Annotated in this window: 31 protein-coding genes and 4 pseudogenes; 11 read left to right on the top strand and 24 right to left on the bottom strand. The window is 43.5% G+C overall.

The features are described 5' to 3' along the window. Window positions 1-74 precede the first annotated feature (74 nt). The 6 genes from MSG35_RS06815 to MSG35_RS06840 all read right to left on the bottom strand — a co-directional run bounded on the left by MSG35_RS06815 (window position 75) and on the right by MSG35_RS06840 (window position 3,073). Complete coding sequence (locus MSG35_RS06815; protein WP_248383469.1) at window positions 75-527, bottom strand: hypothetical protein; 453 nt, start codon at window positions 525-527, stop codon at window positions 75-77. Window positions 528-552: 25 nt separating this feature from the next. After that, on the bottom strand, window positions 553-975 hold the full coding sequence (locus tag MSG35_RS06820; protein WP_248383471.1) for a hypothetical protein: 423 nt from the start codon (window positions 973-975) through the stop codon (window positions 553-555). A 207-nt stretch (window positions 976-1,182) separates the two neighbouring features. After that, complete coding sequence (locus tag MSG35_RS06825; protein ID WP_248383473.1) at window positions 1,183-1,665, bottom strand: ATP-binding protein; 483 nt, start codon at window positions 1,663-1,665, stop codon at window positions 1,183-1,185. Next, on the bottom strand, window positions 1,662-1,868 hold the full coding sequence (locus MSG35_RS06830; RefSeq protein WP_248383475.1) for a hypothetical protein: 207 nt from the start codon (window positions 1,866-1,868) through the stop codon (window positions 1,662-1,664). Before MSG35_RS06830 ends, MSG35_RS06825 begins: the two co-directional genes overlap by 4 nt. Before the next feature lie 133 nt (window positions 1,869-2,001). Continuing rightward, window positions 2,002-2,556 (bottom strand): GNAT family N-acetyltransferase, encoded by a 555-nt coding sequence (locus tag MSG35_RS06835; RefSeq protein ID WP_248383477.1) that lies wholly within the window; start codon window positions 2,554-2,556, stop codon window positions 2,002-2,004. 133 nt (window positions 2,557-2,689) lie between these two features. Further along, window positions 2,690-3,073 carry a nuclear transport factor 2 family protein gene (locus tag MSG35_RS06840; RefSeq protein ID WP_059019760.1) on the bottom strand — a complete coding sequence of 128 codons (384 nt, stop codon included), beginning with the start codon at window positions 3,071-3,073 and terminating at the stop codon, window positions 2,690-2,692. 155 nt (window positions 3,074-3,228) lie between these two features. On the opposite strand from MSG35_RS06840, the pseudogene MSG35_RS06845 reads away from it, so the two are divergent. After that, a pseudogene (locus MSG35_RS06845) lies at window positions 3,229-3,381 on the top strand (IS110 family transposase); the annotation flags it as partial. Then, a pseudogene (locus tag MSG35_RS06850) lies at window positions 3,370-3,645 on the top strand (transposase); the annotation flags it as partial. The pseudogenes MSG35_RS06845 and MSG35_RS06850, both read left to right, overlap by 12 nt. Window positions 3,646-3,679: 34 nt before the next feature. Here MSG35_RS06850 and MSG35_RS06855 read toward each other — a convergent pair. Further along, a complete protein-coding gene (locus tag MSG35_RS06855) occupies window positions 3,680-4,357 on the bottom strand; it encodes a hypothetical protein (protein ID WP_248383479.1) in 678 nt (225 codons plus the stop codon). Window positions 4,358-4,447: 90 nt separating this feature from the next. On the opposite strand from MSG35_RS06855, the pseudogene MSG35_RS06860 reads away from it, so the two are divergent. Then, window positions 4,448-4,594 (top strand): annotated as a pseudogene (locus MSG35_RS06860) (IS110 family transposase); the annotation flags it as partial. Further along, window positions 4,586-4,864 (top strand): annotated as a pseudogene (locus MSG35_RS06865) (IS110 family transposase); the annotation flags it as partial. The pseudogenes MSG35_RS06860 and MSG35_RS06865, both read left to right, overlap by 9 nt. 33 nt (window positions 4,865-4,897) lie before the next feature. Here the strand turns inward: MSG35_RS06865 and MSG35_RS06870 are convergent. The 5 genes from MSG35_RS06870 to artP form a co-directional block, all read right to left on the bottom strand. Continuing rightward, window positions 4,898-5,791, bottom strand: coding sequence for a DUF6236 family protein (locus MSG35_RS06870; protein WP_248383481.1), 894 nt, complete (start codon window positions 5,789-5,791; stop codon window positions 4,898-4,900). Between the two features lie 312 nt (window positions 5,792-6,103). Beyond that, window positions 6,104-6,772 (bottom strand): arginine ABC transporter permease ArtM, encoded by a 669-nt coding sequence (artM, locus tag MSG35_RS06875; protein WP_248383483.1) that lies wholly within the window; start codon window positions 6,770-6,772, stop codon window positions 6,104-6,106. Beyond that, a complete protein-coding gene (artQ, locus tag MSG35_RS06880) occupies window positions 6,769-7,455 on the bottom strand; it encodes an arginine ABC transporter permease ArtQ (RefSeq protein WP_017061822.1) in 687 nt (228 codons plus the stop codon). The genes artM and artQ overlap by 4 nt, the downstream gene beginning before the upstream one ends. 3 nt (window positions 7,456-7,458) lie before the next feature. Beyond that, window positions 7,459-8,190, bottom strand: a complete 732-nt coding sequence (locus tag MSG35_RS06885; RefSeq protein ID WP_248383485.1) for an arginine ABC transporter substrate-binding protein — start codon at window positions 8,188-8,190, stop codon at window positions 7,459-7,461. A gap of 120 nt (window positions 8,191-8,310) precedes the next feature. After that, a complete protein-coding gene (artP, locus tag MSG35_RS06890) occupies window positions 8,311-9,039 on the bottom strand; it encodes an arginine ABC transporter ATP-binding protein ArtP (RefSeq protein WP_282449834.1) in 729 nt (242 codons plus the stop codon). Window positions 9,040-9,594: 555 nt separating this feature from the next. Here artP and MSG35_RS06895 point away from each other — a divergent pair. Beyond that, window positions 9,595-11,418 carry an ABC transporter ATP-binding protein/permease gene (locus MSG35_RS06895; protein ID WP_248383488.1) on the top strand — a complete coding sequence of 608 codons (1,824 nt, stop codon included), beginning with the start codon at window positions 9,595-9,597 and terminating at the stop codon, window positions 11,416-11,418. Window positions 11,419-11,598: 180 nt separating this feature from the next. Continuing rightward, window positions 11,599-12,063, top strand: a complete 465-nt coding sequence (locus tag MSG35_RS06900) for an acyl-CoA thioesterase (RefSeq protein ID WP_017061819.1) — start codon at window positions 11,599-11,601, stop codon at window positions 12,061-12,063. Window positions 12,064-12,178: 115 nt separating this feature from the next. Here MSG35_RS06900 and MSG35_RS06905 read toward each other — a convergent pair whose 3' ends face one another. After that, on the bottom strand, window positions 12,179-14,434 hold the full coding sequence (locus MSG35_RS06905) for a peptidase U32 family protein (protein WP_248383489.1): 2,256 nt from the start codon (window positions 14,432-14,434) through the stop codon (window positions 12,179-12,181). A gap of 104 nt (window positions 14,435-14,538) precedes the next feature. Here MSG35_RS06905 and MSG35_RS06910 point away from each other — a divergent pair, with 104 nt between their 5' ends. After that, window positions 14,539-15,198 (top strand): glutathione S-transferase, encoded by a 660-nt coding sequence (locus MSG35_RS06910; RefSeq protein ID WP_248383490.1) that lies wholly within the window; start codon window positions 14,539-14,541, stop codon window positions 15,196-15,198. A 191-nt stretch (window positions 15,199-15,389) separates the two neighbouring features. Here the strand turns inward: MSG35_RS06910 and MSG35_RS06915 are convergent, their stop codons facing one another. The 3 genes from MSG35_RS06915 to MSG35_RS06925 form a co-directional block, all read right to left on the bottom strand. Continuing rightward, window positions 15,390-15,839, bottom strand: coding sequence for a GyrI-like domain-containing protein (locus MSG35_RS06915; RefSeq protein WP_248383491.1), 450 nt, complete (start codon window positions 15,837-15,839; stop codon window positions 15,390-15,392). 67 nt (window positions 15,840-15,906) lie between these two features. Continuing rightward, the gene (locus MSG35_RS06920; RefSeq protein WP_248383492.1) at window positions 15,907-16,140 is read right to left on the bottom strand and encodes a hypothetical protein; all 234 of its coding nucleotides are present in this window, start codon (window positions 16,138-16,140) and stop codon (window positions 15,907-15,909) included. 8 nt (window positions 16,141-16,148) lie between these two features. Further along, on the bottom strand, window positions 16,149-16,400 hold the full coding sequence (locus tag MSG35_RS06925; protein ID WP_137001806.1) for a Rho-binding antiterminator: 252 nt from the start codon (window positions 16,398-16,400) through the stop codon (window positions 16,149-16,151). A 244-nt stretch (window positions 16,401-16,644) separates the two neighbouring features. Between MSG35_RS06925 and MSG35_RS06930 the strand changes: the two genes are divergently transcribed. Both MSG35_RS06930 and MSG35_RS06935 read left to right on the top strand, forming a co-directional pair. Continuing rightward, window positions 16,645-17,010, top strand: coding sequence for a cytochrome c (locus MSG35_RS06930; RefSeq protein WP_248383493.1), 366 nt, complete (start codon window positions 16,645-16,647; stop codon window positions 17,008-17,010). Window positions 17,011-17,128: 118 nt separating this feature from the next. Continuing rightward, window positions 17,129-18,307 (top strand): BamA/TamA family outer membrane protein, encoded by a 1,179-nt coding sequence (locus MSG35_RS06935; protein ID WP_248383494.1) that lies wholly within the window; start codon window positions 17,129-17,131, stop codon window positions 18,305-18,307. A gap of 44 nt (window positions 18,308-18,351) precedes the next feature. On the opposite strand, the gene catB is transcribed toward MSG35_RS06935, so the two are convergent. The 4 genes from catB to MSG35_RS06955 all read right to left on the bottom strand — a co-directional run bounded on the left by catB (window position 18,352) and on the right by MSG35_RS06955 (window position 21,084). Next, window positions 18,352-18,978: a type B chloramphenicol O-acetyltransferase gene (gene catB, locus MSG35_RS06940; protein WP_102548008.1), complete on the bottom strand. Its 627-nt coding sequence runs from the start codon at window positions 18,976-18,978 to the stop codon at window positions 18,352-18,354. Between the two features lie 93 nt (window positions 18,979-19,071). Next, entirely contained in the window at window positions 19,072-19,803 is a 732-nt protein-coding gene (locus MSG35_RS06945) for a glucose 1-dehydrogenase (protein WP_009846813.1), read from the bottom strand. An 89-nt stretch (window positions 19,804-19,892) separates the two neighbouring features. After that, on the bottom strand, window positions 19,893-20,276 hold the full coding sequence (locus MSG35_RS06950; protein WP_248383495.1) for a nuclear transport factor 2 family protein: 384 nt from the start codon (window positions 20,274-20,276) through the stop codon (window positions 19,893-19,895). 88 nt (window positions 20,277-20,364) lie between these two features. Then, a complete protein-coding gene (locus MSG35_RS06955; RefSeq protein ID WP_248383496.1) occupies window positions 20,365-21,084 on the bottom strand; it encodes an HAD family hydrolase in 720 nt (239 codons plus the stop codon). Window positions 21,085-21,339: 255 nt separating this feature from the next. Here MSG35_RS06955 and MSG35_RS06960 point away from each other — a divergent pair, with 255 nt between their 5' ends. Further along, on the top strand, window positions 21,340-21,672 hold the full coding sequence (locus MSG35_RS06960) for a PBPRA1643 family SWIM/SEC-C metal-binding motif protein (RefSeq protein WP_017068336.1): 333 nt from the start codon (window positions 21,340-21,342) through the stop codon (window positions 21,670-21,672). Window positions 21,673-21,766: 94 nt separating this feature from the next. On the opposite strand, the gene MSG35_RS06965 is transcribed toward MSG35_RS06960, so the two are convergent. From MSG35_RS06965 to MSG35_RS06980, 4 genes are all read right to left on the bottom strand, one after another. Further along, a complete protein-coding gene (locus tag MSG35_RS06965) occupies window positions 21,767-22,318 on the bottom strand; it encodes a DUF1349 domain-containing protein (protein WP_248383497.1) in 552 nt (183 codons plus the stop codon). A gap of 17 nt (window positions 22,319-22,335) precedes the next feature. Further along, window positions 22,336-23,364, bottom strand: coding sequence for a radical SAM protein (locus tag MSG35_RS06970; RefSeq protein ID WP_048612011.1), 1,029 nt, complete (start codon window positions 23,362-23,364; stop codon window positions 22,336-22,338). 138 nt (window positions 23,365-23,502) lie between these two features. Continuing rightward, window positions 23,503-23,727, bottom strand: coding sequence for a hypothetical protein (locus MSG35_RS06975; protein ID WP_248383498.1), 225 nt, complete (start codon window positions 23,725-23,727; stop codon window positions 23,503-23,505). Between the two features lie 119 nt (window positions 23,728-23,846). Further along, window positions 23,847-24,755 (bottom strand): LysR family transcriptional regulator, encoded by a 909-nt coding sequence (locus MSG35_RS06980; RefSeq protein ID WP_248383499.1) that lies wholly within the window; start codon window positions 24,753-24,755, stop codon window positions 23,847-23,849. A 149-nt stretch (window positions 24,756-24,904) separates the two neighbouring features. Here MSG35_RS06980 and MSG35_RS06985 point away from each other — a divergent pair, with 149 nt between their 5' ends. Next, window positions 24,905-25,864, top strand: coding sequence for an NAD(P)H-dependent oxidoreductase (locus MSG35_RS06985; protein WP_248383500.1), 960 nt, complete (start codon window positions 24,905-24,907; stop codon window positions 25,862-25,864). Window positions 25,865-25,920 lie beyond the last annotated feature (56 nt).

Below are 25,920 nucleotides of genomic sequence, written 5' to 3' on the forward strand. Positions count from 1 at the left end.
AGGTCCAGCTCACTTAAAGCATAGAGCGTTAAACATTCGTCCAACTTAAAATGAAAAGTGCCAAGCCTCGTAATTCAATTTTCAGTTATCTGTTCGTTAGCGGTTTTCAAGGCCAGCTTTAAACCGTCTGTATCCTTACAACCAATGTAAACATGCTTTCCATTGCTTAGGCTTAACTTCAGCGCTGAACCTATCGATGCATTATACAACCAGCCATCGCTAAGCATTCGGATGCCAATACCTTGATACCACTTGCTTTGATAGAACCATGTCTCGGTAATGTCTGATACTTCTACATTCTTACGCCAAAAGCCAAAGCCGAAATACCAGCTTAGTACATTGCCTTTGACCTCAATTGTCATGGAGAAAAAGAGCAAAGCAATTAAACCATTGATGGCGTGAGCGATTAATGACCCAGGGTTATTATCCGAGGTAAAGACAATGAAAGCACTTATCGCAACAAGGATGAGCAGCAATCCCTTGTTAAATTCCTTACTATAAAACACAGTGACAACTCCTATAGACAACGAACAACCCACTAACTAGCCACAGTTATCTTACTGCAGCCTTTCTAAATAATCGTAGCAAGTAATGCAGGGATACTCCCACAACCAAACCAAGTAGCATCGCCTTGATACTACCAACCCAAAGTATCAAGCCAGAATAACCTTGTCCCGGACCTAAGCCTTGTTTATTAATCACATCGACAAACATAAAGCCGTTCCACAACACGTGTAATGAGGCTGTAAATCCATGCACACAAATTGCGATGGTTCCAAGTAACTTGTACTTGTTAACAACTGGTGCGCCACAAAAAATGACAACGAGCGCAAAGGTCAAAATCAGAGGGCCCGACAGTACTAAAGTGAGTGTGATTACTTCAACGTGGCTCTCTGTTCCATAACTGTATGTACAAAATACCATTGTCATTGAAAACAAAAGCGAAATGAGTGCGAACCATAGCGTTCTATTCATTGGGGTTCCCTGCCTTAATAGTGGGTTTAGGACAAATTCGATAATCGACAGGAAGAACTAATTACCAAAAATACGGCATTAGAAATGCCCTTGTTACACGACTATTCGATGGACGACTCAGACTTTCACAAACCCAATGTAATGTGAGACTTAGAACACAAGCTAGATAACAAAAACGCCACTCACCTTCGCGCCTGACTACATACCTTATTGAGCTTCCTGTTGAACCCAAACAACATTTTCATTTGAAGTTGGAACCTCAAACCAAGACCAAAACAGATCTAACATTTCAGGTGTCATTTCATAAGACTTTCCATTCAGTTCCGAGTTACGGCTAAATGCTCTCTGCTTACAAGTATCAAAGGGAACATCAAGGTAGTGAACTTCGCTGCCCACGCCTAGGTTTGATGCCCAGCTTGTAAAAGAATCGCGGTCTGATTTACACCAAAAACCGAAGTCAAAAATCACCGGAACACCCAAGGAAAAGAGCTGCATTGCAGAGTCCTTGAATAACCCTTGTAACGTAGCCAGCCGGCTATCAAAAACCTCACGCTCCACATGCTCGCCATACAAAGGAATCATCCACTCATCAATCGAGAAACGAAACGCGCCATGCTTTTCTGCAAGCGCTTTAGAGTAAGTCGTTTTACCCGAGCCAATAAAGCCACATACGAAATAGATTTTAGTCATGATTCCCCTTTAGCCTCCTTGTTACGCATGATTCTTTCTTTTAGAAGTGTACCAATACTGCTCACTACAAACGTAAAAGCAAACGCCACAATTGGCCGATAGAAATCAAATGCACCATCCGTCATAAAAAAGTACTGATGAATGGCGACACCAAAGCCAACCCCTAATGCCAGCTTCAGGTTCTTGAAAAGTCGTTGTTTCATGTTCATTCCCTCGTAGAAAGCAACACTATGTATAGGTGTGAGTGACGTTATGGCCGAACCCTCTGTGACATAAACGCTTTAAAGCCAAGTAAGTCGAAACTGCAAAGCGTTGGGAATTCATCTTGAGCAGTTGTTAGGCAAATTTCGTTTCGCGCGCCATTTCCTGAAAAGTTTGCCCATTGAGATCGAAATCTTTTGTATATTTAAAGCCTGCTTTATTGGTATGAGCAGCAAAAGAACGAGCATTGTCTTTATGCACGTACGTGTAAACGTAAGAAAATTTAGAACTTCTTACTTCACAACTAAACCGAAACAACTTCTCAAACACACCTTGACCACGACAAGCCTTACCCACACAGACAGGTCCCCAAAAGTATGAATTAGAAGAGCTTAGTCGGGTACTCCCAACTACCACTGAACCAAGCTTGTTCGCCACAGAAGTGAGTCCTTCTGAACATTCCCAAAACTGCCATGAAGCACAAGCAGCCATCGCTACTATCGTATTGTTGAGTTCAGCAATATATATAGCCTGCTCTTGCTCGATAACTTGAGTTAGAAGCACTTCGTCCATCACTGTATTTAAGAAACCATCGCATTTATCAGATTCGTCCAAGTTAGATACATGACAAGATTTCTGTAGTTCTACGATTTGACTGATGTCCTCAAATTTTGCAGCTCTTATTTCCATGACTTCCTCTGTTGAATATTTCTTCTTTTTGCCTAACGCGAAGTTAATCCGCCACAACGCTGATGGCACTACAATTCGCGAAGCGAGAGTGCCATGCGTTAGAGGTCGGCTTGAACGCCTTGTTATGTGACTATTAAAACATCGAGTTATTATTGGCTGACTCTTTCGGGACCACTTGAATTGAATCCCAATGCTCGACTATTTTTCCATTTGAATCGAAACGGAAAAAGTCCATCGTTACGTACTCTTCACCAGCAGGCCATGTTTGCCTTGTATGCAAAGCTACCTGATCACCTTCAGCAATAATTCTCAAAAACTCTATATCCTTTTTGGGATAGTCCCGAGACATTTCTTCAAAGTAATCTATAAAGCCCTGCTTACCATCAGCAACAACTGGGTTGTGCTGGATATAATCATCACCAACATACAACTCTACTGCTTTAGCTGGATCACCCATGTAAGCAGTTCTATAAAAAGCAATAGCATTGTCTTTGTTTTGTCTAAGTTGATTCGTCATAGCAGCCTCATGAAGGGAAGTTTCACACTAACAATATGAGATATCGAGTGCTTTCGCCAGCGATGGATTAACGCTTGTCACATAATGAATGACACGGATTCCCCCCACAGAGGACCTGCCACAGTTATGTGGTACTTAAATGCATCGGAGGCACCATGTCTGATTATTCTTATTTCGGCGGTATCGACCTAGCTAGAAACCACTTCAGTCTTCATACCGTAGACCAAAATGGTAAAGTAATACTTCATAAGTCGGTAACTCGCTCTAAATTACTGACTAAAATAGCAAATATGCCACTCATTGGTGTCGCTCCAATAACACGCGAAAGTGGGCGCTACAAAGGTAAGCGCGTGATCCAAGGCGGTCGAGCGCAAGTACGCACAGTGTTATATATGGCAATGATGTCAGCCATGCAATGTAACCCCGTATTCAAAGCAACTTATGCTCGCCTTGTAGCTGCAGGAAAGCCTAAGAAAGTCGCAATAATCGCGTGTGTTCGAAAGATGGTTGTGACTCTTAACTCTATACTGAGAGTTGGCGCCATGTGGGATGAAAATACAGCCAAAAACTAATCATTGACGCCATAGTCGTTTGTTAGCCGTGTTTTCAAATTTGGATAGCTTTAAGCAAGTGCTCTCCAATTTTTGACACTCGACACTCTGTAATCTCAGCTAAACCAGTATTAGAGTCAATATTGCTATCAAGGTATTCGCTGTCATCAGGTGCTCGTCCAAGCTTAACTAAATCCAGTCGCTCGAGTGTTAGCACGTGCATACCTAACGATACGGTCAAAAGCTCCCTTTTGGGGTCATTTAATTCTTCTAATGTTGGAGTTCCCAACTTAAACGGCTTACTCGCTTCGTAAAAACCGAAATCACGTACCGCTACTAAAAACTCAATATCTAAATCTGTCAGTTCTTGCAGCGTAAACAGCAATTTTTTCTGGATTGCATAATGCTCTAGAGGTAAATTCAATGTGTTTTTTATGAACTGAGCTAAGTATTTATTTCGCTCACTTGAAAGAGATCTAGAAGCCTGCTGCATCGCATCTTCAAATATATCACGGTAGAATTGATTATCTTTGATGAGCTTGTATTCCAACTCATCAATACGTTTATCTAATTCCTTTACAAAGCCCGAGATTCTATCAATTCTTTGATTGGGTATAGTACTTCCAATCACCTCTGCAACTAAACCACCGACACCTGGAATGATCCCCACGGTTCCTTTTGCAAGAGACACGAGAAAATCAGAGGGTGCATCATCTAAATGTTCATGTGTCATATTTTCCTCTGAACAGCTAACGAATGACATGGATTCCCCCTCCCGAGGATCTGCCACACTTATGTGGTACTTAAATACATCGGAGGCACCATGTCTGATTATTCTTATTTCTGCTGTATTGACCTAGCTAAAAACCACTTCAGTCTTCATGCCAATGACCAAAATGGTAAAGTCATACTTCATAAGTCGGTAACTCGCTCTAAACTACTGACTACAATAGCAAATATGTCACTCATTGGTGTCGTTCCAGTCACACTCGAATGTGTTCGCTACAAAGATAAGCGCATAATCCAAGACGGTCGAGCGCAAGTGTGCATATTGTTACATATTTAAATGATGTCATCCATGCAATGTAACTCCGTATTCAAAGCGACATATGCTCGACTTTTAGCTGCTGGGAAGCCCAAGAAAGTCGCAATAATCGCGTGTGTTCGAAAGATGGTTGTGACCCTTAATTCTATGCTGAGAGATGGCGCCATGTGGGATGAAAATACAGCCAAAAACTAACCATTGACGCCATAGTCGTTTGCTATAATCAAGTTAACGCATATCTTTCTCTATAAAAGATAAGTATGCATATTTGTGTAGATTTTGAGGCAACTTGTCGTAAACAGACCTTTCAGATACTGCAAAATCTAAAACACTAGCACCAAGAGCTCCGGCACCAATAAGTGTTGCAACCGCACTAGGAATACCACCTAAAACACCAGCAATAACTGCAATAGCACTTGGGCAAGCATTTATCGGATTAGTTACTATCTGGTTCATGCTTTTTGCTACTGTAGAAGAACATGATTCATTTAAAACACGGTTGTAATTGGTTAAGTCGTTTGTAAGTTTCGCTTTTACTCTATTTGCTTCTTGCTCGGTGTTTTCTGCACTAGTTACTCTTGAGACTAGTTCATCAAGTGTAAACCTTAATTCTAGTAATTCAGATTTTCTTTTTTCCCTGAATTCTAAAACATCATGGATAGGGGTTTGAGCGCTAGGAACGTTCAACAATTGGTATAACTCTAACTCAATCGTAGATACTGTAGTCGCACACTTTTCTGGTGTAACGAGGCTTTGTCCGACTTGGAACATACTCCAATCTTCGGCATTATTCTGTAGATGTTTATGCAATACGGCAAAAGGCTCTAACTGAATGATGTCTTGTACGAATAGTGGCGCTTTAGTAACGTTATCAAGGTTGACATCATTTCTATCTACAAAAGCTATACCCTCACCAACTAAAACATCGAATTCAGCATTTGGGTTTGGAAAACCCGGAGAATCACGGTAAGCAAACCGCTCATAACAAGTGACATCCAATTTATCCCAAAACAATAAGGCAAACCGAATATCTTCAAGAGGCATCTTCTCATGAATTACTGCTTGTAAATTGCCTTGGTTTCCTTGAGACACCAAAGGAGACAAAACTAAACCTTTTTCCATAAACTTACCTTTTGCTTATAACAGCGATTAGACAGAAAAATTCTGCATTTAAATACAGAATTATTCTATCTAGTTTCATATGGGCGGAACTCTACCACGATTAATCACAGCAATTCAGTGACTTAAAACATAGATAGACTCATTGAATGACAAAATGCAGAACATTTCCATATAGTATGAATTTCGCAAAAACCCCTCCTGCTGGATATAAACACAGTTCCCATGAGCATACCCAAAACACAAAAAAGCCTGCCATCTATGCGAACATAAATGGCAGGCTTTATACGTTAGTTAAGCTTGTAAGTAGCTAGCTTACGCCGCTTCGAATGCGAGGGCTTTCTTTTCTACCTGACGGAAGATCAGCGTTAGTATGCCGTTTACTGCTAAGTAGAATGCGCCAGCAATACCAAACACGGTTAGCGTGTCGTAGGTTTGGCCGTTGATACGCTGAGCGTAGCCCATCAAATCCATGATGGTAATGGTGCTTGCCAGTGACGTGCCTTTGAAGACTAGAATCACTTCGTTCGAGTATGCTGGAACGGCGCGGCGCAGAGCGTATGGCAGTAACACTTTAAGCGTTGCTACTTTGTCCATGCCAAGTGCACGACATGCTTCCCACTGCCCTGCTGGAATTGCGTTGAATGCGCCTCTGAACAGTAGCGTGCTGTATGCGGCAGTGTTCAAAGCTAATGCTAACATTGCACAGAACCAAGGTTGACTTAACCAAGTCCACATGAAGCTTTCACGAATCCAATCGAACTGACCTGGGCCGTAATACACCAAGAAGATTTGAACCAACAATGGTGTGCCAGTGAACAGCGTGATGATGCCACGAGTGAACCAGTGAATCGCCGGTATTCTTAGGATTAGCGTTACCGTCATCAGCAGTGACAAGATACAACCAACCAGCAATGAAGCGCCTGTAAGTTGCAGACTGGTCGCTAAGCCTTCAAGCATTTGAGAGAGGTATTGTTGATTCATGCCATCGCCCCTTTGTTACCCAAACCTTGAATAGAGAACTTACCATCAATCACTTTTACTAGTCTTTGTGTGATCAAAGTGATGACCAAGTAGATTGCAGCTGCTGTCGCGTACCAAGTAAATGCTTCGTGCGTTGCCGCTGATGTTAGTTGTGCTTGTTTCAGCAAATCTGTTACGCCAATCAGCGATACTAATGCGGTGTCTTTCAGTAACACTAGCCATTGGTTGGTTAAACCTGGTAGTGCGTGTCTTACCGCTTGAGGCAACACGATACGAAAGAATGCACGAGACTGAGAAATACCAAGCGCGCTTGCTGCTTCTCTCTGCCCTTTGCTTACTGCTTTTAATGCACCACGCAAGGTTTGCGAAGCGTAAGAAGCAAAGATAAGTGACAGTGCAACAACACCAGATAAGAACGGGCTCACTTCTATGAAATCGCCAGTGATCATGAACAGAACTTGTGTCGAACCAAAGTAAATAAACAGTACGACCAGAATTTCTGGTAAACCACGAACAATCGTCACAAATGCAGTCGTTGGCCATTTGATTGCAATACGACGAGACATCTCACCACTTGCAAACAAAACTGCTAGAACCAATCCAACCAATAGGCTTACGAACGCAAGCTGAACAGTCATCCAGCTTGCTTCGACGAGCCCTAAAGAGTAACCCGTTAATTCCATAAATTACTTACCGAAGTACTTGTTGAAGATCTTGTCGTATTCGCCGTTCGCTTTTACTGCTGCAAGTGCAACGTTAAGCTGGTCTACAAGTTCTTGGTTGCTCTTGTTTACTGCGATGCCAAAGCCGTTACCGAAGTACTCTTGGTTTGTTACTTGGTCGCCAACGTACGTTAGGTTGTCTTCTTTCTTAAACCATTCTGCTACAACGGCTGTGTCACCGAATACAGAATCGATACGACCGTTCTTCATGTCGATGAATGCATCTTGGTAGCTTGAGTAAGGTACCGCTGTTACGCCAGTCATTTGCTCAAGTAGGTAGCTCTGGTGAGTCGAACCGTTTTGAACACCAACACGCTTGCCTTCTAGTGCTGCTTGGTCTGCTACTTTGCCTTCGAAAGAGATGAATGCTGCAGAGTTATCGTAGTAAGCGTTAGAGAAGTTCACTTGTTTAAGACGCGCTTCTGTGATGTCCATTGCTGAGATAGCTGCATCGTAACGTTTGAATTTAAGTGCAGGGATCAAGCTATCGAATGCTTGGTTGTGGAAAGTACATGTCGCTTTCATCTCTTCACAAAGTGCGTTTGCTAGGTCTACGTCAAAACCTTGGATTTGGTTGTTCTCATCCATGTATTCGAATGGTGCGTAAGTTGCTTCCATTGCGAATTTGATTTCTTCTTGAGCTGCTGCGTTGAAAGAAGCAAGGCCGATAAGTGAAGCTAGTAGAATCTTTTTCATTTTGTTACTCCGAATACTGTGTAATTGCGGCCTGTGGCCATTCTTATAATTTGATTGTTTTAATTGATGTTGTGTTTAGCTAAATCTAGTGAGTCAACTTTCTTTTAATAAGTGACTTACTTAATGAGTCAAATATTCAGCAAACTCAGGTGTCTGCGGATTAACGAATGAATCGCTGGTGCCGTGTTCAACGATGTACCCTTTTTCTAGGTACAGAACGTGGCTAGCAATCTTCTTCGCGAAATCGACTTCGTGCGTCACGACCACTTGGGTAATGCCCGTTCCGCTCAATTCTTTAATAATGCTCACGACTTGGTTGGTGATCTCAGGATCAAGCGCCGCTGTTGGCTCATCAAACAACAACACATCCGGTTTCATCATCAGCGCACGTGCAATCGCAACACGCTGTTGTTGACCGCCAGACAGTTGAAGTGGCCAAGCGTCTGCTTTGTCGGCAAGTTGAAGTGTCTTTAGGACTTCTTGCGCTTGCTTAATCGCTTCTTGCTTATCCAAACCTGCAACTTTGGTTGGTGCTTCAATCAAGTTTTCCATCACCGTCATGTGTGGCCATAAGTTGTATTGCTGGAACACCATGCCGACTTTACGACGAAGTTTAAGCCCCTGCTTCTCTTGGATTTGGCTTGAAAAGTTGAATTGCTCGTTCGCAATGTCTAATTCGCCGTTGTCCGCGATTTCTAGCAGGTTCAATACACGCAGTAATGAACTCTTGCCCGCGCCGCTTGGGCCAAGCAATACCAAGGTTTCGCCACTCTCACAGTCGAAACTGATGTCGTGAAGAACTTGGGTATCACCGTATGATTTGTTGACGCTCTTTACTTGAATACTCATGCCACAATACTGCATTAATTGTCATTTGTTGGTTATTCTATTCAATCCGAGGTTTTATGCAAGAAAAATGTATAAAAAACTACTTTGTTGAATTTTTGTAACAAATATTGCACAAAAAACAGTCGCTATAACTGGTCTTACAACCAAAAATAGTAAGTCATTGATAAAGCTAATATCGAGATAAAAAGCAAACGTTTTGCTATCAATTTATAAATCTTCGCATGGTTGCTAACTTATGAGCGCACTCTCCTATCACCGCTAATTTACTTGCATAAAAATTAGGGTTAAATAGCTTAGTTTCCTATCGAACTGACTGGATCAGAATGCTTAGTTTTCCTTCAAGGTCGTTTCGAATTATTCACTTAGTGGTGAGGAAATATTGGAAATTGAGTTTCCTGGGGAGCGTCAAAGCGCAATAAATGCTTTAATGGGTTCTATTCTCAACAACAATGACTTCCCAGCGAACAACTCGCAGTACAGGTAATAAGTCATAAACCATAAGCAGCAAGCAACAAGCCATCTATTTTTAAAGCGACAACACATTAAGGCAGTCATATGCAAAACGATGTCTCTTCTACGCTCGACTCAACTCAGCGATCGACTCAAAAAGTGCCAGAACCCAAACCTGAGAAAAAAAGCCTCAGTATTTTGTTTGAGCTGAGTAAATTCATTCAGCCTTATAAAGGTCGTGTTATTGCTGCGTTGATCGCGTTGATCTTCACAGCGAGCTTAACCCTTTCAGTCGGACACGGTATTCGTCTTCTCATCGACCAAGGTTTTAGCCAACAATCACTCTCAGATTTGGGCAGCGCAATTCAGTTCATCATGGTCGTGGTCGTGTTGATCTCGATTGGTACTTTCTTCCGCTTCTATTTGGTTTCTTCTGTTGGGGAACGCGTGAGTGCAGACATTCGCTTATCGGTTTTCAATCATGTCGTGACACTGCACCCGAGTTACTTCGAAACCAATGGCAGTGGCGACATCATGTCGCGCATTACAACGGACACCACTCTGCTTCAAAGCATCATAGGTTCATCGTTCTCTATGGCGATGCGCAGCGCATTGATGTGTATTGGTGCGATCATCATGCTGTTTGCGACCAATATTAAGCTGACGTTGATTGTATTGGCTTCGGTGCCGTTTATCTTGATTCCTATTCTTGTCTACGGGCGTCGTGTAAGAGCCCTATCTCGCCAAAGCCAAGATTCGATGTCTGATGTCGGTTCTTATGCGGGTGAAGCGATTGAGCACATTAAAACGGTGCAAAGCTACAGCCGAGAAGAGCAAGAGAAAGCGTCATTCGCGGTAGAAGTTGAAAAGGCTTATGAGATTGGTCGCCAGCGTGTAAAACAGCGCGCGATTCTTATCTCTGGCGTTATCGTGATTGTATTCAGTGCTATCGCAGGCATGCTTTGGGTTGGCGGCAGTGATGTCATCAACGGCACCATGTCGGCGGGTGATTTAGCCGCGTTTGTGTTCTACGCAATCATGGTTGCCTCGTCATTAGGTACGATTTCAGAAGTCATGGGCGAACTGCAACGCGCGGCAGGTGCGACCGAGCGCTTAATCGAGATCCTACAAGTTGAAAGCCATATTGTTGCGCCAGTTGCGAATCCAACTTCGCTTGCTAACGTAACGCCAGAGGTCGCATTTGATGATGTGACCTTCTGTTACCCATCAAGACCAGACCAGCCCGCAACAAGTAACCTCACGCTCACAGCCCATGAAGGCAAAGTATTGGCATTGGTTGGCCCGTCTGGCGCAGGTAAAACCACCCTATTCGAACTACTGCAACGTTTCTACGACCCACAAGTGGGTAAAGTGACGTTAGGCGGCGTTGAACTGAATCAGTTTGACCCTAACGAGCTAAGAAAGCAGATGGCATTGGTGCCACAGCAACCTGCTCTGTTCAGTAACGATGTGTTCCATAACATTCGCTACGGCAACCCGCAGGCAACAGACGAGCAAGTTATCGAAGCGGCCAAGAAAGCACACGCGCACGAGTTTATTCAGAACCTACCAGATGGCTACAATAGCTTTCTTGGTGAACGCGGTGTAAGGCTTTCTGGCGGACAGAGACAACGTATTGCGATTGCACGTGCCATCTTGAAAGATCCAAATATTCTATTGTTGGATGAAGCAACCAGCGCACTAGACAGCGAAAGTGAGCACCACGTACAACAAGCGTTAGAAGAGTTAATGCGTGGCAGAACGACGATCATTATCGCCCATCGATTATCAACAATTAAACACGCCGACCAGATTGCAGTGCTCGATAAAGGACAGCTAGTAGACATCGGCGACCACCAGTCTCTCATCAATAGCTGCGAATTGTACCAACGCTTGGTTGAGCTGCAATTCAAACACCTTAGTGCGTAATCATTGAGTGGATGTGCAACTAAGTCACTGACATTGTGTGGTTTCAAGCTTCAAAAACTTAAATCACACGTGTTGCAGTTTTGTTAATTTAGCGGTAGGGTTTTTATTCCAATAACAACTTATTCCGATGAAGGATAAGTAAATAACGTTAATTACACAGATAAGAATAAGAGAGTTCGCATGGAAGCACTATTATCTGACTACCCGGTAGTAACAGAAATCCCTGTCGCTTGGGGAGAAATGGACGCACTCAATCACGTTAACAACGCCGTATATTTTCGCTATTTCGAAACCGCTCGCTTAGATTTTTTCAAGCACGTTGAGTTGATGGAAGAGATGGCGATTACCAAAGTTGGCCCTGTTCTTGGTGACACTTACTGTAAGTATTTCCGCCCAGTCACGTATCCAGATACCTTGATGGTTGGCTCACGTGTGACCGATATTCAAGATGACCGATTCACTATGGAATACGCGATTGTCAGTAAGGCTCAACAAAAACTGACCACCGTTGGCACTGCGACTATCGTGATGTTTGATTTTGCTTCGAACCAAAAAGCCCTGCTCTCGCTGCGCTTAACCAATGAAATCGAAAAGATGAACACGTTGAAAAGCCCATGCTTCAAACAAGAAGCCGTGACGGAATAACGTATTATCTGATTGATAAAGACTCAGAAAGTCTCAGACATTAAAAAGGCCACTCGATTGAGTGGCCTTTTGTATATTGGTTCAGAGTGCTTAAAAGCAGTTACGCGTTTAAGCGTTATAAACCTTGTACGTACTGAGCATTAGTTCTAACTTCAACCATCTGCTCTAGGTTCTGTTGTGAACCTTCAACGCCGTTCAGTAGCGCTTCGAAATGCTTAATAAGCTCGACTTTGTCTTTCACTTCTTTAGAACCCGCACCGATGTTGGTTAGATCGATGAAGAACTCGTCGAACAGACCAGAGAAGTCTGTTACTGCGTCATGGTTCAAGAACTGCTCGTGGTTGTAAATGCTTGGGTAGCCACCCTTCTGTTTATCAACCGCGAAAGAGATGCCTTTCACGTTGGTAATCGTGGTTGCTTTCTCACACTTCAACATACAACCCGCTTCAATGCTTGGCTTGTTACAACCCACGGTTCTTTGGAAGAAACACTGACGGCTGGTCATCATCAAGATTGGGTGGTAAATGCTGTAGAACAGTTTGAAGTTCTCTGGGCGACGAATATGACGAATCTGACCTTTGTTGATCTCGTTCGAAATGAATGCGCCTGCACAGTTCAGCTCTTCTTTCAGAGTAACCAGTGCGTGAGAGTTGGTTGTGTTCATGAACGGGCCTGCAACCCACTCAATTCCCATCTCGTAAGCTTTGTAAGCAATACCCGTGTTGTTGGTTACGATGCGAGCAGGCTTGATCTCTTCAAGAATACGAACCGCTTCGTCGTAATCTTTACCGATCAATACCGCTGGGAACCAAGGAATCAAACGTGGGTTTGCTGCCAAGATGTCGATGTACTTGTTACAACGCTTCTTGAAGCTTTCAGGCAGTTTGAAGTAAACATCCGCGTCAGTTACGTCACACAGGTGCAAGTCTTCCACATCCGCGATAAGCATCGACATAGTCGGCTTCTCGTTCACTTTAGGGTGTTGAGGCAGTGCTGGCACTTCAACGTGCTTAATCACTTGCACAGAGCCGTTCAGAATGAAGTCGATCTCGTCTTTTAGGTCTGAAACTTCTTTTAGAGGAATCAACAAACCTGCATCCACTTCACTGAAGTCGTAGCTTTCTAGCGTGTGGACTGCACTCTTCACGTTTTTGAATCGCTTCTCAAGTAGCTCTTGAGTGATCGCCTTCTCTTCAACCGCTTTCAATAGCGATTTAGATTGAAGAGTAAAGTTCTCTTTAGGCGTGTTCACTGTCACCGTAAATGGTTGACCCACTTTTGCGCTGAACGACAGGGTTACTGGTGTCTTGCGAATATCAAGGAACTCGATCTTGTCACGCATTTCGTTACCAAGAACGTCTTTCGCTTGGTGAAGTTCGTTGGTCACTTCTTGAATCTGTACGACTGAGATTTCGTTGTTCTGCTCCGTCGCTTTCTCAACAGCGTAGTTCATGCTGTTGTCGCGCGGGTTATCGATGAACATGTCTTTCGTTAGGTTGCCCTTTAGGAAAGAGTTGGTGAAATCACGGTTGAATACTTTGTGCAGGTTCGAATCGTCTTCGATCAACAAACCACTTTCTACAAAGCTATCAATCTGTTTACGCCATGTGTCTACCACAGTGTAAACGTAGTGTGCGCCTTTAATACGGCCTTCTACTTTCAGTGAGTCGACTTTCGCGTCAACCAATTCAGGTAGGTCGTAGTAAGCTGAGTTATCTTTCAGGTTGAGTGGGAACTTGTTGCCCGCGTTGGTGATTTCGTATTCATCACGACACGCTTGGCTACAACGACCACGGTTACCTGAGTTACCCACACTTACTGAGCTTGAGTAACACTGACCAGAGAATGCGATACACAGAGCGCCGTGTACAAACACTTCAGTTAGTACATCGTGATCGTGTGCCACTTCCGTCAGCATCTTGATTTCAGGCAGGTTCAACTCACGAGACAAGTTAACGCGTGTCGCGCCAATCTTAGACAAGAACTTAATCTGGCCTTCGTTGTGCGTTGTTAACTGAGTCGACGCGTGAACGTCTAATGATGGGAAATGCTTCTTAACCAGGTTGAATAAACCCAAGTCTTGAACAATGATGCCATCCACTTTGGTGTTCACAAGCTGGTTCAGCAGTTTGGTGATGCTCTTAGTCTCGTGCTCCAGTAGCACAACGTTAAGAGTCAGGAACACTTCACAGCCGTATTCATGAGCAAGGCGAATCACACCATTCAATTCGTCTAACGATAGGTTAGAGGCTCTGTTACGAGCGTTGAATGTGTCTAAACCACAATAAACTGCATTAGCACCCGCTACGATGGCGGCTTTTATCGCTTCTACATCGCCACCTGGGGCTAATAACTCAATTTTTCTGCTCATTTTTGAAGTCGCTCACTTACTTATAATTTTTAAGCCGCGTATTCTACCCACATCACGATCTCTTTACCACCGTACAACACTTTTCAAACTAAATGACCTCAATAATGCCGAACGAATCCGATCTACCTATCCTTTATTCTTTGCGCCGTTGCCCTTATGCAATGCGCGGACGAATGGGCATCGCACTATCACAGAAAAAAGTGTTACTTCGAGAAATCGTTACCAAAGACAAGCCTAGCGAACTATTGGCCAGTTCGCCAAAAGGAACAGTCCCTGTATTGGTGTTACCCAATGGACAAGTTATTGAACAGAGCTTAGATGTGATGAACTGGGCACTTAAACAAAACGATCCTCAAGATCTTCTTCGTTCAAGCAATCCAACGCTTAGCGAACAAGTTCAGCAGCTCATTAAAACCAACGATGATGAATTTATTGGTCACTTAGAAAAGTATCGTGCATCTGTTCGTTACCGAAACATCGATGTTGAACAGCGCCGACAAGCCTGCGAAACCTTCATTAGTCAGTTAGAAGCGCGACTCACCAACCAGCCCTACTTTTTTGGAGAAACCCCAAGCTTGGCCGATTTTGCGGTGATGCCTTTTGTCAGCCAGTTTGTACGAGTCGAAAAGAAGTGGTTTGTGAAATCGGAATACCAAAACGTAGGACGTTGGTTAAGAGCACACTTAGAAAGTAAGCTCTACACCCAAGTTATGAAGCAATACCCTTTGTGGAATGAAACCAAGCAAGATTGTCTTTTTGGATGACTTAAGGGAATTTGGGGTGATCTAGGGGAATTCTGGAATAGATAGGCGTGGGTATTAATGTGATTACGTGACACTGTATCTTCTTTATAATGAGCAGATATTCAAAGGCTTAGCTGTCTATTTACCGATAACTACTGTCTCTTAACTAGCGACCACAGTCTAAGCTAAGCCTTTTGTTCATTTCAAACTGATCACTGAATCGCTATCGAAATCTCGACTTCAGTTTCGCCTTTGTAGAATTCAAAATCTGTCGTGTAAGTTCTCACATGTGGGCAGTCTGCAGCGTTGAAATACGCCCATACTTCACCCCATAGATCGATCACAGCTTGTGGTAATTCACCTTCAGCAGAAAACGTTAAGTATTTACCTGCTTGTATTTCGGTTTCTACAAGCGAATCTAAATTCTGATCCGTAAGTGCATTAGTACACGCGATAACATCAAACTCACCCGTAAAGTCAGACTCGTAGTTGGTGTAGACACCATACACTTTTGAATCCGGCGTTAATTTTGGAAACGCTTGGTCAAAAAAGCCCTGCCACAATTGCCCTATCTTGGCTTTGGCTGGGTCAATCTCATCGGTATTAGTGGTTCTTACTGAAAAACCATACGCCTTGACGGCTTCAATCGTTTCTACTTTCATTCGTTTTATTCCTAAGCCAATTGACGATTTAACTGTATTGAATCCAATGTTTTGTAAGATAACAATACTAATCTTGTATCTCTTTATGGCCACAATTTTCACAGACAAGGTGACGAGAAAACTCATCCATTGACGCGATAAACGGGCCAAGGAACCAACCTTTTATCATGCCTGCCCAAAACTCGCTTCGCTTTTGGTTAGGTTTGTCTGCAAACGCACTCGTCTTTCTAACCAACACAACAACGTGTTGTGTGTCTTCTCGGCACGCGGTGCAATAGCATTGTTCTATGGTGTTATTCATTTGAAAGCCTATGACGTTTTGAATGAAATCTGCTGAAAATGAGGATTGTCGACACAGACTTCTAATGTGGAAAGATCAGTGAGTACGACAAGTTGTTCTAAACCTTGAATACTGACCTTAATGCACTCTTCACGGCTATCATTGCGTTGAGTATCTAATCCGACACATTCAATCTGCTCGCCAGACTTCAGCGTTAATTTGATTGGGTATCGGTGCATACACACAATCTCAATATAATCGTAATCGTTGCAACTAATCATAATACCCCTCCAATTCATCCACCACGCTAATGCGACACGCCATACTATGCAATATGCATATAATCAATCATTTAACTAAGTCACATTGATGTTCGTCCGCAACTAAACTTGCTTCTAATCCTATTTCTAAACGTGCTTCTAAACCTACTTCTAAACTTAGCTTAATCTCGCTTTATCCATTCACGTTTCTTCTACTCACATCTGCTTATTCTTTCATTGTTAAATAATAATCGAGAACAAAACAATGAAAACCATGAACCATTTACACGTGTTGGCTTTCTTGGGTTTAGTCGCTTCAATGATGGCGTTTAATGCGAGTGCTGCCTCAGAAGTCGATGCGAGCCAATTCGCCAATGGCAAAACCAAATATCGACAGCTTTGTCAGGTGTGTCATGGCGACAAAGGTCACGGAGACGGGCCTACTGCCGCTTCATTACCACACAAGCCAGCTAACATCGCGAATAAACTGAGCGGCTTTTTTGCCAGTCCAAGTTCTTTGGCAGATGACATTTTAGAAGGTAACGCAGAACAAGGTATGCCAGCGTGGCAAGGTGTGATCACCAAGCAAGATGCTCTGGATATTCTGACGTACGTAGAGCTAATCCAATAGTAAACGCTGTTCCAATCGCCTTTTGAACAGATATCTCGGTTAATACTCCCCGTTCTATTGCGCTATCTATTTGATTGATTACACTCAATTTAATGGATAGTGAATAATACGGAATGTTATGACCTTTAAACCCCTAGCACTAAGTAGCCTGATACTTATTTCTACGACGACACACGCCGTCAGCTTTATCGATGAAATTGATGGCCAACTCGATATGGGAGAATACCTCGCAGAAAATGCCTACGGTTTTCTTCCTGTTCCCATTCTCATTACTGAGCCTGCGGTAGGATACGGTGGCGGCTTCACCGGTATCTTCATGCACGAATCTAAAGAGCAAAAAAACACGCGTAAACAACTCGCCGAAAAATCCATCGATGGCGGTGCGCAACTTCTCACCCCTGCAATCACTGCGGTTGGCGGCTTTGCGACAGAGAATGGCACTTGGATGGCGTTTGTTGGTCACAAGCGTAGCTGGAAGGAAGATTCTATACGCTACCTTGGTGGCTTGGGTTATGGCGATATCAACATGACCTTCTATCGACAAAGCTCTCCGAACGCCTTGTCTCCACTCGAACCAAACGAAGGTGTTGAGCTAGGGCTAAAAGGCATGGGCGGGATACAGAAACTCCAATTTAGAGTGCCCGACACCCAATGGTTACTTGGGTTTTCTCAACAATTCTTCGCGCCCACTCTTTCACTCAATAATCACCCTAAAGCGCAAGAGATCTTAAACAACATTGGTAACACGTCACCGACCTCTTCCGGTTTGGGTCTCATTGCGGAATACGACAGCAAGAACAGCTTCTTGAATCCGACGCAAGGCTACAACTATGTCGCGGAATACCTTTGGTTTGGTGATGCGATTGGCAGTGACTACACCTATCAAACGTTCAATTTAGAAGGGCTGAATTATTGGGAGTTAAACAAGGAGTGGAACTTAGCATTGCGAGGACAATACAAATCATTGTCGACCAATGAACGCGTGCTTTCCCCTCAATATTACCCAGACATTGAACTTAGAGGTATCGCCCGTAATCGCTATCAAGGTGAGCACACGGTCGCGGCAGAAGTTCAAGTAAGCAAACAGTGGACACCACGTTGGTCAACCGCGGTGTTTACGGGAATTGGCTATGCGGGTGACAGCGATAAAGACATGTTTGATCAAAGCTCTCACGCGGCTTACGGTGTCGGTTTCCGTTACCTTATCGCAAGACGATATGGTTTGATTTCAGGGATTGATATTGCGTTCAGTGAAGAAGATACCGCCCTCTACTTCCAAGTCGGTGCGGGTATCTAATTCATTACGCTGTGCTTACGCGATGAGACAAAGCGCTCAAGTAATTACTTGAGCGCTTTCCAGTATTGGTAAAGCCCATCGATATCTGAAGAACACATCAACGACATTGCGCCTTTGATCTGTTCTTCGCTCCACTCCCACCATTTCATTTCTAGCAACTGAGCGATTTCAGTTTCATTGAAACGATAACGGATGTGACGCGCAGGGTTTGAACCCACAATCGAGTATGGCGCAACGTCTTTAGTCACAACCGCTCGACTTGCGATGATGGCTCCATCACCGACCTTAACACCACTCATGATCATGGCTTCTGTGCCAATCCACACATCGTTACCAATCACGGTATCACCAGAGCGTTCGAAGCCGTCTATCGCGCCTTCAAACTTCTCATCGTCTTGATAGAAGAACGGGAAGGTACTCACCCATTGATTTTGGTGACCTTGGTTGCCCGCCATCATAAACACGGCGCCAGAACCAATCGAGCAATAGCTACCAATGATCAGCTGATCGATATCGGTTCTATCCGGTAATAGGTAACGCGCACAGTCATCAAAGCTGTGGTTATGGTAGTAACCTGAGTAATAACTGTGCTCGCCCACGATGATGTTTGGGTTGGTCACCTGTTCTTTGAGTGACTTTCCAACAAACGGGCTTTCGAAATAGTTTTTCATGTTTGTACTCTTAGTTTCGTTCTTTTAGTTAGGTACTTGTGTTGCGTGTTTATGGTTTTTACTGGTCTATCTTAGTGTAAAAGCTAACGAGCCCTATCGACCGCCCGCAATATCAATAAACGAGCCGGTGACATACGAAGCTTCGTCCGATAATAACCACGCGATAGAGTTCGCGACTTCTTCTGGTGTGCCGCCTCGTTGTAACGGTAACTGCGAAGCTAGTCTGTCTACGCGATCAGGCTCTCCGCCGTCTGCGTGCATTTCAGTATAAATACAACCTGGCCTTACGCCATTCACTCGGATATTGCGTGAAGCAAGTTCAAGCGATAAGCCTTTAGTAAGAGAATCCATCGCACCTTTCGATGCTGCGTAGTCCACATACTCAAATGGTGCGCCTGTGCGAGAAGCGGCGGACGATACATTCACAATCGAACCCGCGCCATCAGCTTGTTTAATGAAGGCTTTACTGCACAGAAAGCAGCTTGATACGTTGGACTTCATCACCTTTTCAAAGCGATCCAATTCAATATCAACCAATGGTGACTGGGTAAACAAGATCCCGGCATTATTGACCAAGTGAGTCACTGGGCCCAGCTTGTTACGTGCAATCTCAAATAAGGATTTCACGTCCGATTCAACAGACACATCCGCACGCACACTAATCGCGGTTCCGCCTTGTTCGCGAATCTCATTCACTAAATCTTCAGCTCGCGACTCATTATGTATGAAGTTAACGCATACAGCATAGCCTTTACTGGCCAACAATTTAGACGTCGCTGCGCCAATGCCTCGGCTTCCGCCGGTTACAATCACTACCTTGTTCAATGAAACCTCCTAATGTTTACTTATTCTGTGCAACTTGATTATTCGATACGACCTAGTTGTCCGTGACAGACTGATCGTATCGATACCAACTAATTGTTCGATACGATCTGAACCCACTGCGATCGCCACGCCGGCGCTTCGAATGGGTCTGGCCAAAACTCAGTTTGCTTTTGAATTAAACCGTCAACGACCGTGTGAAAGGTGATCACTCGGCCTTTCAACACACTGTCTGTAACCGAAACGTCCGTTACTACGGTATCACCTTCACAGACAATTGAATTGAGCGTGAACTCCCATACACCATTGGCTGGGTATTCAGCATTGACTGCCGTGAAGTTATCACGCCCTACCGTCAATTCAGACGACTGAGGCCAATAGCCTTCAAAATCTGCGGCTAGCCATTCACTCGCCTTTGCAAAATCATTACTGCGCATTGCATCCCAAAATCCTAATACCACTTGTTTTGGTGTCATTATTCTTCCTTAAAGTCATTTACGTGTAGTGATTTTTAAACGTCGGCTTCGTTATGTGTACGTTAGCTTTCTATGCGAACTTAACTTTCTATGCGTACTTGCTAATGATCGTTAAAAGATCATCGACACTGTTAGCAATGTAGTCCGGCTTGGTTTGCCAATTTTCAGGCTCCGATCGGCTATAACCTGCGGCTACGGCAATCACTTTTGCATTGTTACCCAGCGCGGCTTCAATATTGCGAGCAAACTGTGTGTCCGCTTCATGGTCACCGATGTACATCAAACAAAGCTCGTTGTTAGTCGGATCAACGCCAAATATGTTCTCGACACATTTCACACCACCAAATGGATGGGGTTTTTGGTTGCCGTTCGAGACATCGTCATAGCCCACGACCGATTTAAACAAATCGCCAATGCCATAACTGTCGAGCACACCACGAATATTCAATTGAGAGTTTTGAGAGCAGATCCCATGTGGAAGATGAGCGAACTGGTTAACCACGGTTTCCATTCCTTCAAACAAGGCAACGGCTGTTTGGTTTTTCTCTTGATGCTCTGCCCACATTCCACCAGCGATCAACATTTCATCGTGTGATAAACCGTAATAGTCGACATATAAGGCCTGCCAGTTTTTAGCCCCGTGGTTGGCTTCATGATAAAGCGCTTCGCTAAGCAAATATTTAGGTGAGTTGTCACCTAACAAGTGTGGCGCGACTAAAGAGATAATGTCTTTTGTGATTGCGATATTCTTTGGAACGGAATTGACTAAGGTTCCATCGTAATCCCACAGAATGGCATCTAACTTCATGGTGTATCTCGTTGTTTAAATTGACGATTTCAATTTATCACTTGAAGCCCTGTTTAGGGAAACCTTATTGTCTTGAATTTGAAAATTAGTCCAATCCGAACAAAGCTAGAGAGCAAACTGTAACTAGCAAACAAAAACCAAACTGCGTTTGCTCACATCACTGCTTTATCAATTGCAATATATGCGTATAATCCCCGCTCCATTGCGCTATCGCCATTAAAAATAGCGCCATTCAACATTTTTAATGAGTACCCAATGTCGAAACTATTTTTCAAAGGCCGTATCGAAACAAGACAGAACCACGTTCTTGCTGGCTACAACGTAAACCGCGATGTAAAAGCGGGTACTGAAGAATCTCCAATCGCTGTAATGGTTCAAACTGAAGCGCGCAAAGCAGAAGTTGAAGCACTAGCCGCTGAAAATACTATCTTCGTTACCGTTACAGTCGACGCAGACAAAGAAGAGAACACCATCGAGCTTGATACTCTACTGAACAAGCCAAAAACGATGACATTTGAAAAGACCCCTAACCGTAACGACCCATGTTCTTGCGGCAGCGGTAAGAAATACAAGAAGTGCTGTGCATAAGCGCTTTGACTTGAACAATTTAAAAACGGACCGGTAGCAATATCGGTCCGTTTTTTTATACGCTAAGGAAGCTTATTCAGCGTAAGACAAACGATTAAACGTCAGACAAACTAAAGCCACTAAACTTGGCGAAATTAGGCGTCGCCTTACTGCCACTGAACGTATAAAGCATCACACCCTGTTCACTGCCTACTAACGAATCAAACGTGATCAATTCCTGCCATTGTTGTTTTTCTAACGGACGGAAATGAGCGCTGACTTTACCGCCTTGCTTGACGAGCTTTACCGACACACTCGATTCACTAAACAACAGGCGTTCCTTGATCTGTGGCTGACCATTTTGTTCTACAACGAACACCAATGAACGCTCGCCCATGAACATCTCTTTGCTCACTTTAATGTAGTTGTCGTTATCCCAGTAAATACCTAAGCCAGCTTGTTCAAATGCTCGGTTTGGATCTAATTGAACCGTCACTTCTGTGCTGTAATCCGAGCTAGATACTGGATGAACGAAGATATTATCAACATCAGCTGAACCCGCACCAAAGATATTGCCCTCTTGCACTTGCATCGTCAGCACACCGTTTTCCAAAGACCAATGTTCAGGATTTTCATTTATGATTTGCCAGTTAACGAGGTTATTCATGTTATTAGTCCTTGCTGCTAGATCATACGTTGACGGAGTTGGTAAAACACATTGTCGAGTTCATCGGCATTTTGCTTTTGAATGCGATTAAGCTCTCTTTGTACAGAATCGTACATAAGTTGGTTATCCATGTCTTTCAATGCCGCGTAGTAATGAATGCGACGTCCCAAGATAAAGTTATTCTGGTCATTCTCACTCATCATATTGAAACGGTCTATTGTCGCTAAGAACTTCGCTTTATCCTGTGGCAACTGTCCGTTCAGTTCCATCAACAAATTAATACCGTGATAGTTGCCATAGTTGCCCGTCACGCTGTTTAGTTTACTGATCAGTTGATATTGTTCTTCAAGCATTTCACGTTCGCTAAGTGGCGTGAACTCTCCATTCTGCACCAGTTCATCTAATTCGGTTCCAGGCTTCACAGCAAGCGACAGAATGCGTATTTCATCTGGGTTAATTTGGTTAAGTAAGGCCGCCGTTTCTTCAACATGCTGGGCCGAATATTCTTTACCACCCAAGCCAAGGATAATGAAGGTCATCATCTTCATACCCGCTTGCTTCGCGTATTCGGTCGATTTCAAAATAGACTTCGGTGTAATGCCTTTTTTCATCAATTTGAGAACATCAATAGACCCAGATTCCATACCGCAATAAAGCATGTTGAGCCCTGCATCACAGATGGCTTTCATTTCTTCAGGCGACTTCTTAGTCATGCTTTGCGCTCGTCCATAAGAGCTGATCTGCTTTAACTCTGGGAAGGCTTGTTTGAGTGTATTCAACACATCCAGCAAGTCTTCGGTATCCATAGTGAATGAATCACCGTCTTGCAGAAAACACGTCTCAAACTTACGGTTCTTATAGAACGCTTTCGCAGCCCAAATGTCTTTCTTAATCTCTTCAACGGGACGAATTGCAAACTCCATCCCCTCAAACAGTGTACAGAATTTACATTTGTTCCAAGGACAACCTTGGGTGGTGCGAATCAATAAGCTATCCGCTTCTGAAGGTGGACGAATAGGCCCTTGTTGGAATTGATACTGTGTCATTTGAATGCCCAATAATTAACTATTCGCATAGGCTACTGGAAGTTCATTCAATGAAAAACACGGTACAATTTGAATTATTATCAAATAAAAGCGGATAATTGAAACAGAAGAATGTTGAAGTATTAAGTAGATTAAAGGCTAATCAAGGTTGTCCGGTGTACGTAAATTGGTTCCACACTTTGTACATTTATAGTCACCGTTTCCGCCACTTGAAGCTAGCGACGATAAAATCATTCCAAGCAACCCTGGCTTCTTTTCATGTTGTGGCGCTTTTTCGACTTGGTTACTGAACATAGTGTACTTGTGCAGTGTCAGTTCCTTACAGTTACTGCAGAACGCTCTCGTCTTCTTACTTCCATACATAATATCTATCACCTTAACTCAAAGCACAAACTAAACATATGGCAAATATGCCACACGTAGAGTTAAATCTAAATATTTTCATGAAGTTATGAGTAAGTAAGATCGCTTAAAGCAACGTGTTAGAGCGATTTCCCGACTAGCTTTTCGTATAAGAAATCAATCAGCACACGAACACGACGGGCTTTTTGTGTATTGCGATGGAAATACAAATAGAGCCCTACATTATCACTCCAACAATGTTCAAGAATCGGTACTAGCTCACCAGACTCAAACTCTTTCTCCACCATAGGCGTTAGTAAGCGACCTATCCCAAGCCCTTTTTTTGCCGCATCCACCATGATGTCCGTATCGTTCACCGTCATCGCCGTTTCTACGTTAACATGAACCGTATTTCCGTTATCCACCAGTGGCAATAAAGCGAGTTTGTTAGACGTGATGAATCGATATTGAATCAACTTGTGTTGTGACAGCTCTTCGATGCTTTGGGGCGCACCATGCATCTCTACATAACTCGGTGACGCAAACAACGCTTCTTTTAGCCTCGGAGTGATTGGCTTAGCTATCATGCCCTCTTCGACTTTGTCTCCAAAACGGATACCCAAATCAATGCCGTTTTTCAATATATCAACGGTTGCATCAGAGATAGAGATCTCGAGTTGAATATCAGGGTAGCGTAAACAGAATTCCGCATAGATAGGCTCTATCCACTGTTTATAAGCAAAGCGCGGTACCGTGATCGATACATGACCAGATGGGTTGCGGCTTAGATCGGCAACACTCTCCATTGCGGTACTCAAATCACTGATCGCATCCACCGTTCTTGTGTACAACGTTCTACCAGCTTCTGTCAGTTCAACTCTTCTTGTTGTGCGAATAAACAAAGGCAATCCAAGTTCGCTTTCAAGCGCCTTCAGAGACTGACTCACCGACGGTGGTGCGACCCCAAGCTGCCTTGCTGCGCCAGAGATTGAGCCTTCACTCACAATCGCATGGAACATCGTCAGTTGATTGTACGTTGCACCTTTCATTGCTTCTTACCCATCATTTCAATCGCTACTTTCACTTGCCACAGTATTATTAGCTTCAGCCTAATAGTTATTTAAGTATTAGTCATCTAAAACTAACAAAAGAATGAGCTTATGATTACTCCATCAATTAAGCGAACGAGACAGTCATCATGAGTAAAACCCTTGTTATTTCAGGTCACCCTAACCTTGCCGAGTCATACACGAATACGCTAATCATCGACACTTTAGAAACACAGATGGAAGACGTTTCGATTCGACGCTTGGATACACTTTACCCAGACTACAAGATTGATGTTGAAGCAGAACAAGCAGCATTGATTGAAGCGGATGTGATTGTGTTGCAGTTCCCGTTCTACTGGTACTCTGCGCCAGCGCTATTAAAGAAATGGTTAGACGATGTGATGACCTTTAACTTTGCGTACGGGCCAGAAGGTAACAAACTCAAAGGGAAAGATCTGTTCCTCTCTTTCACCATCGGTGGACCTAAAGAGTCCTACGATCCACTGAGCTTTAACCACTTTACGATTGAACAGCTTATGTTTCCTCTACAGCAGACGGCGTATCTTGCGGGCATGAACTACCGCCCACCGGTATACACGCACGGTATGGTTTACATCCCTAACGTATACAACAAGTTAGAAGACGTACAAGCCAGAGCGAAACAACATGCTTCGCGTATAATGGATGAGGTTCGTAAGGTCACTCATTCCGACGAGGAACTTGTTCGTAAGTTCGTCACTAATTGGTTCCAGCAATTAGACACGCTATCAACACAAGAATCGATGTTTACTCAATCGTTGTCATCTGGCGTTGTATTCAATATGCCTGAAGGACAATTTGTTGGTCACGCTGGGTTTAAAGATTGGTATGCAATCGCTCGATCCACCTTCAAACCAAACTGTTCTCACGGTATCGAACAACTGGAGATCAAACCTATTGGTTCTCAGTATCAAGTTAGCCTGCATGTTCGACTAAAAGCAGACACCTTCCCTGATTCTTCAATGAAAGGAGAGTCAATTGAGTTGGTAGTAAACGAAACCTGGTTGGTCTCTTTGGACGATGCTAACAATGTCAAAATTCATGAATATAAAGTGGTTTCATTGTCGTAGCTTTAAGAAGCCAAAAGCCTAATAAAGCAATGAGGAGAGCAAGTTCGTTTCAACTG

The organism is Vibrio sp. 1CM23M, assembly GCF_023161755.1.
In the GTDB taxonomy this organism is placed as follows: Bacteria; Pseudomonadota; Gammaproteobacteria; order Enterobacterales; family Vibrionaceae; genus Vibrio; species Vibrio coralliirubri.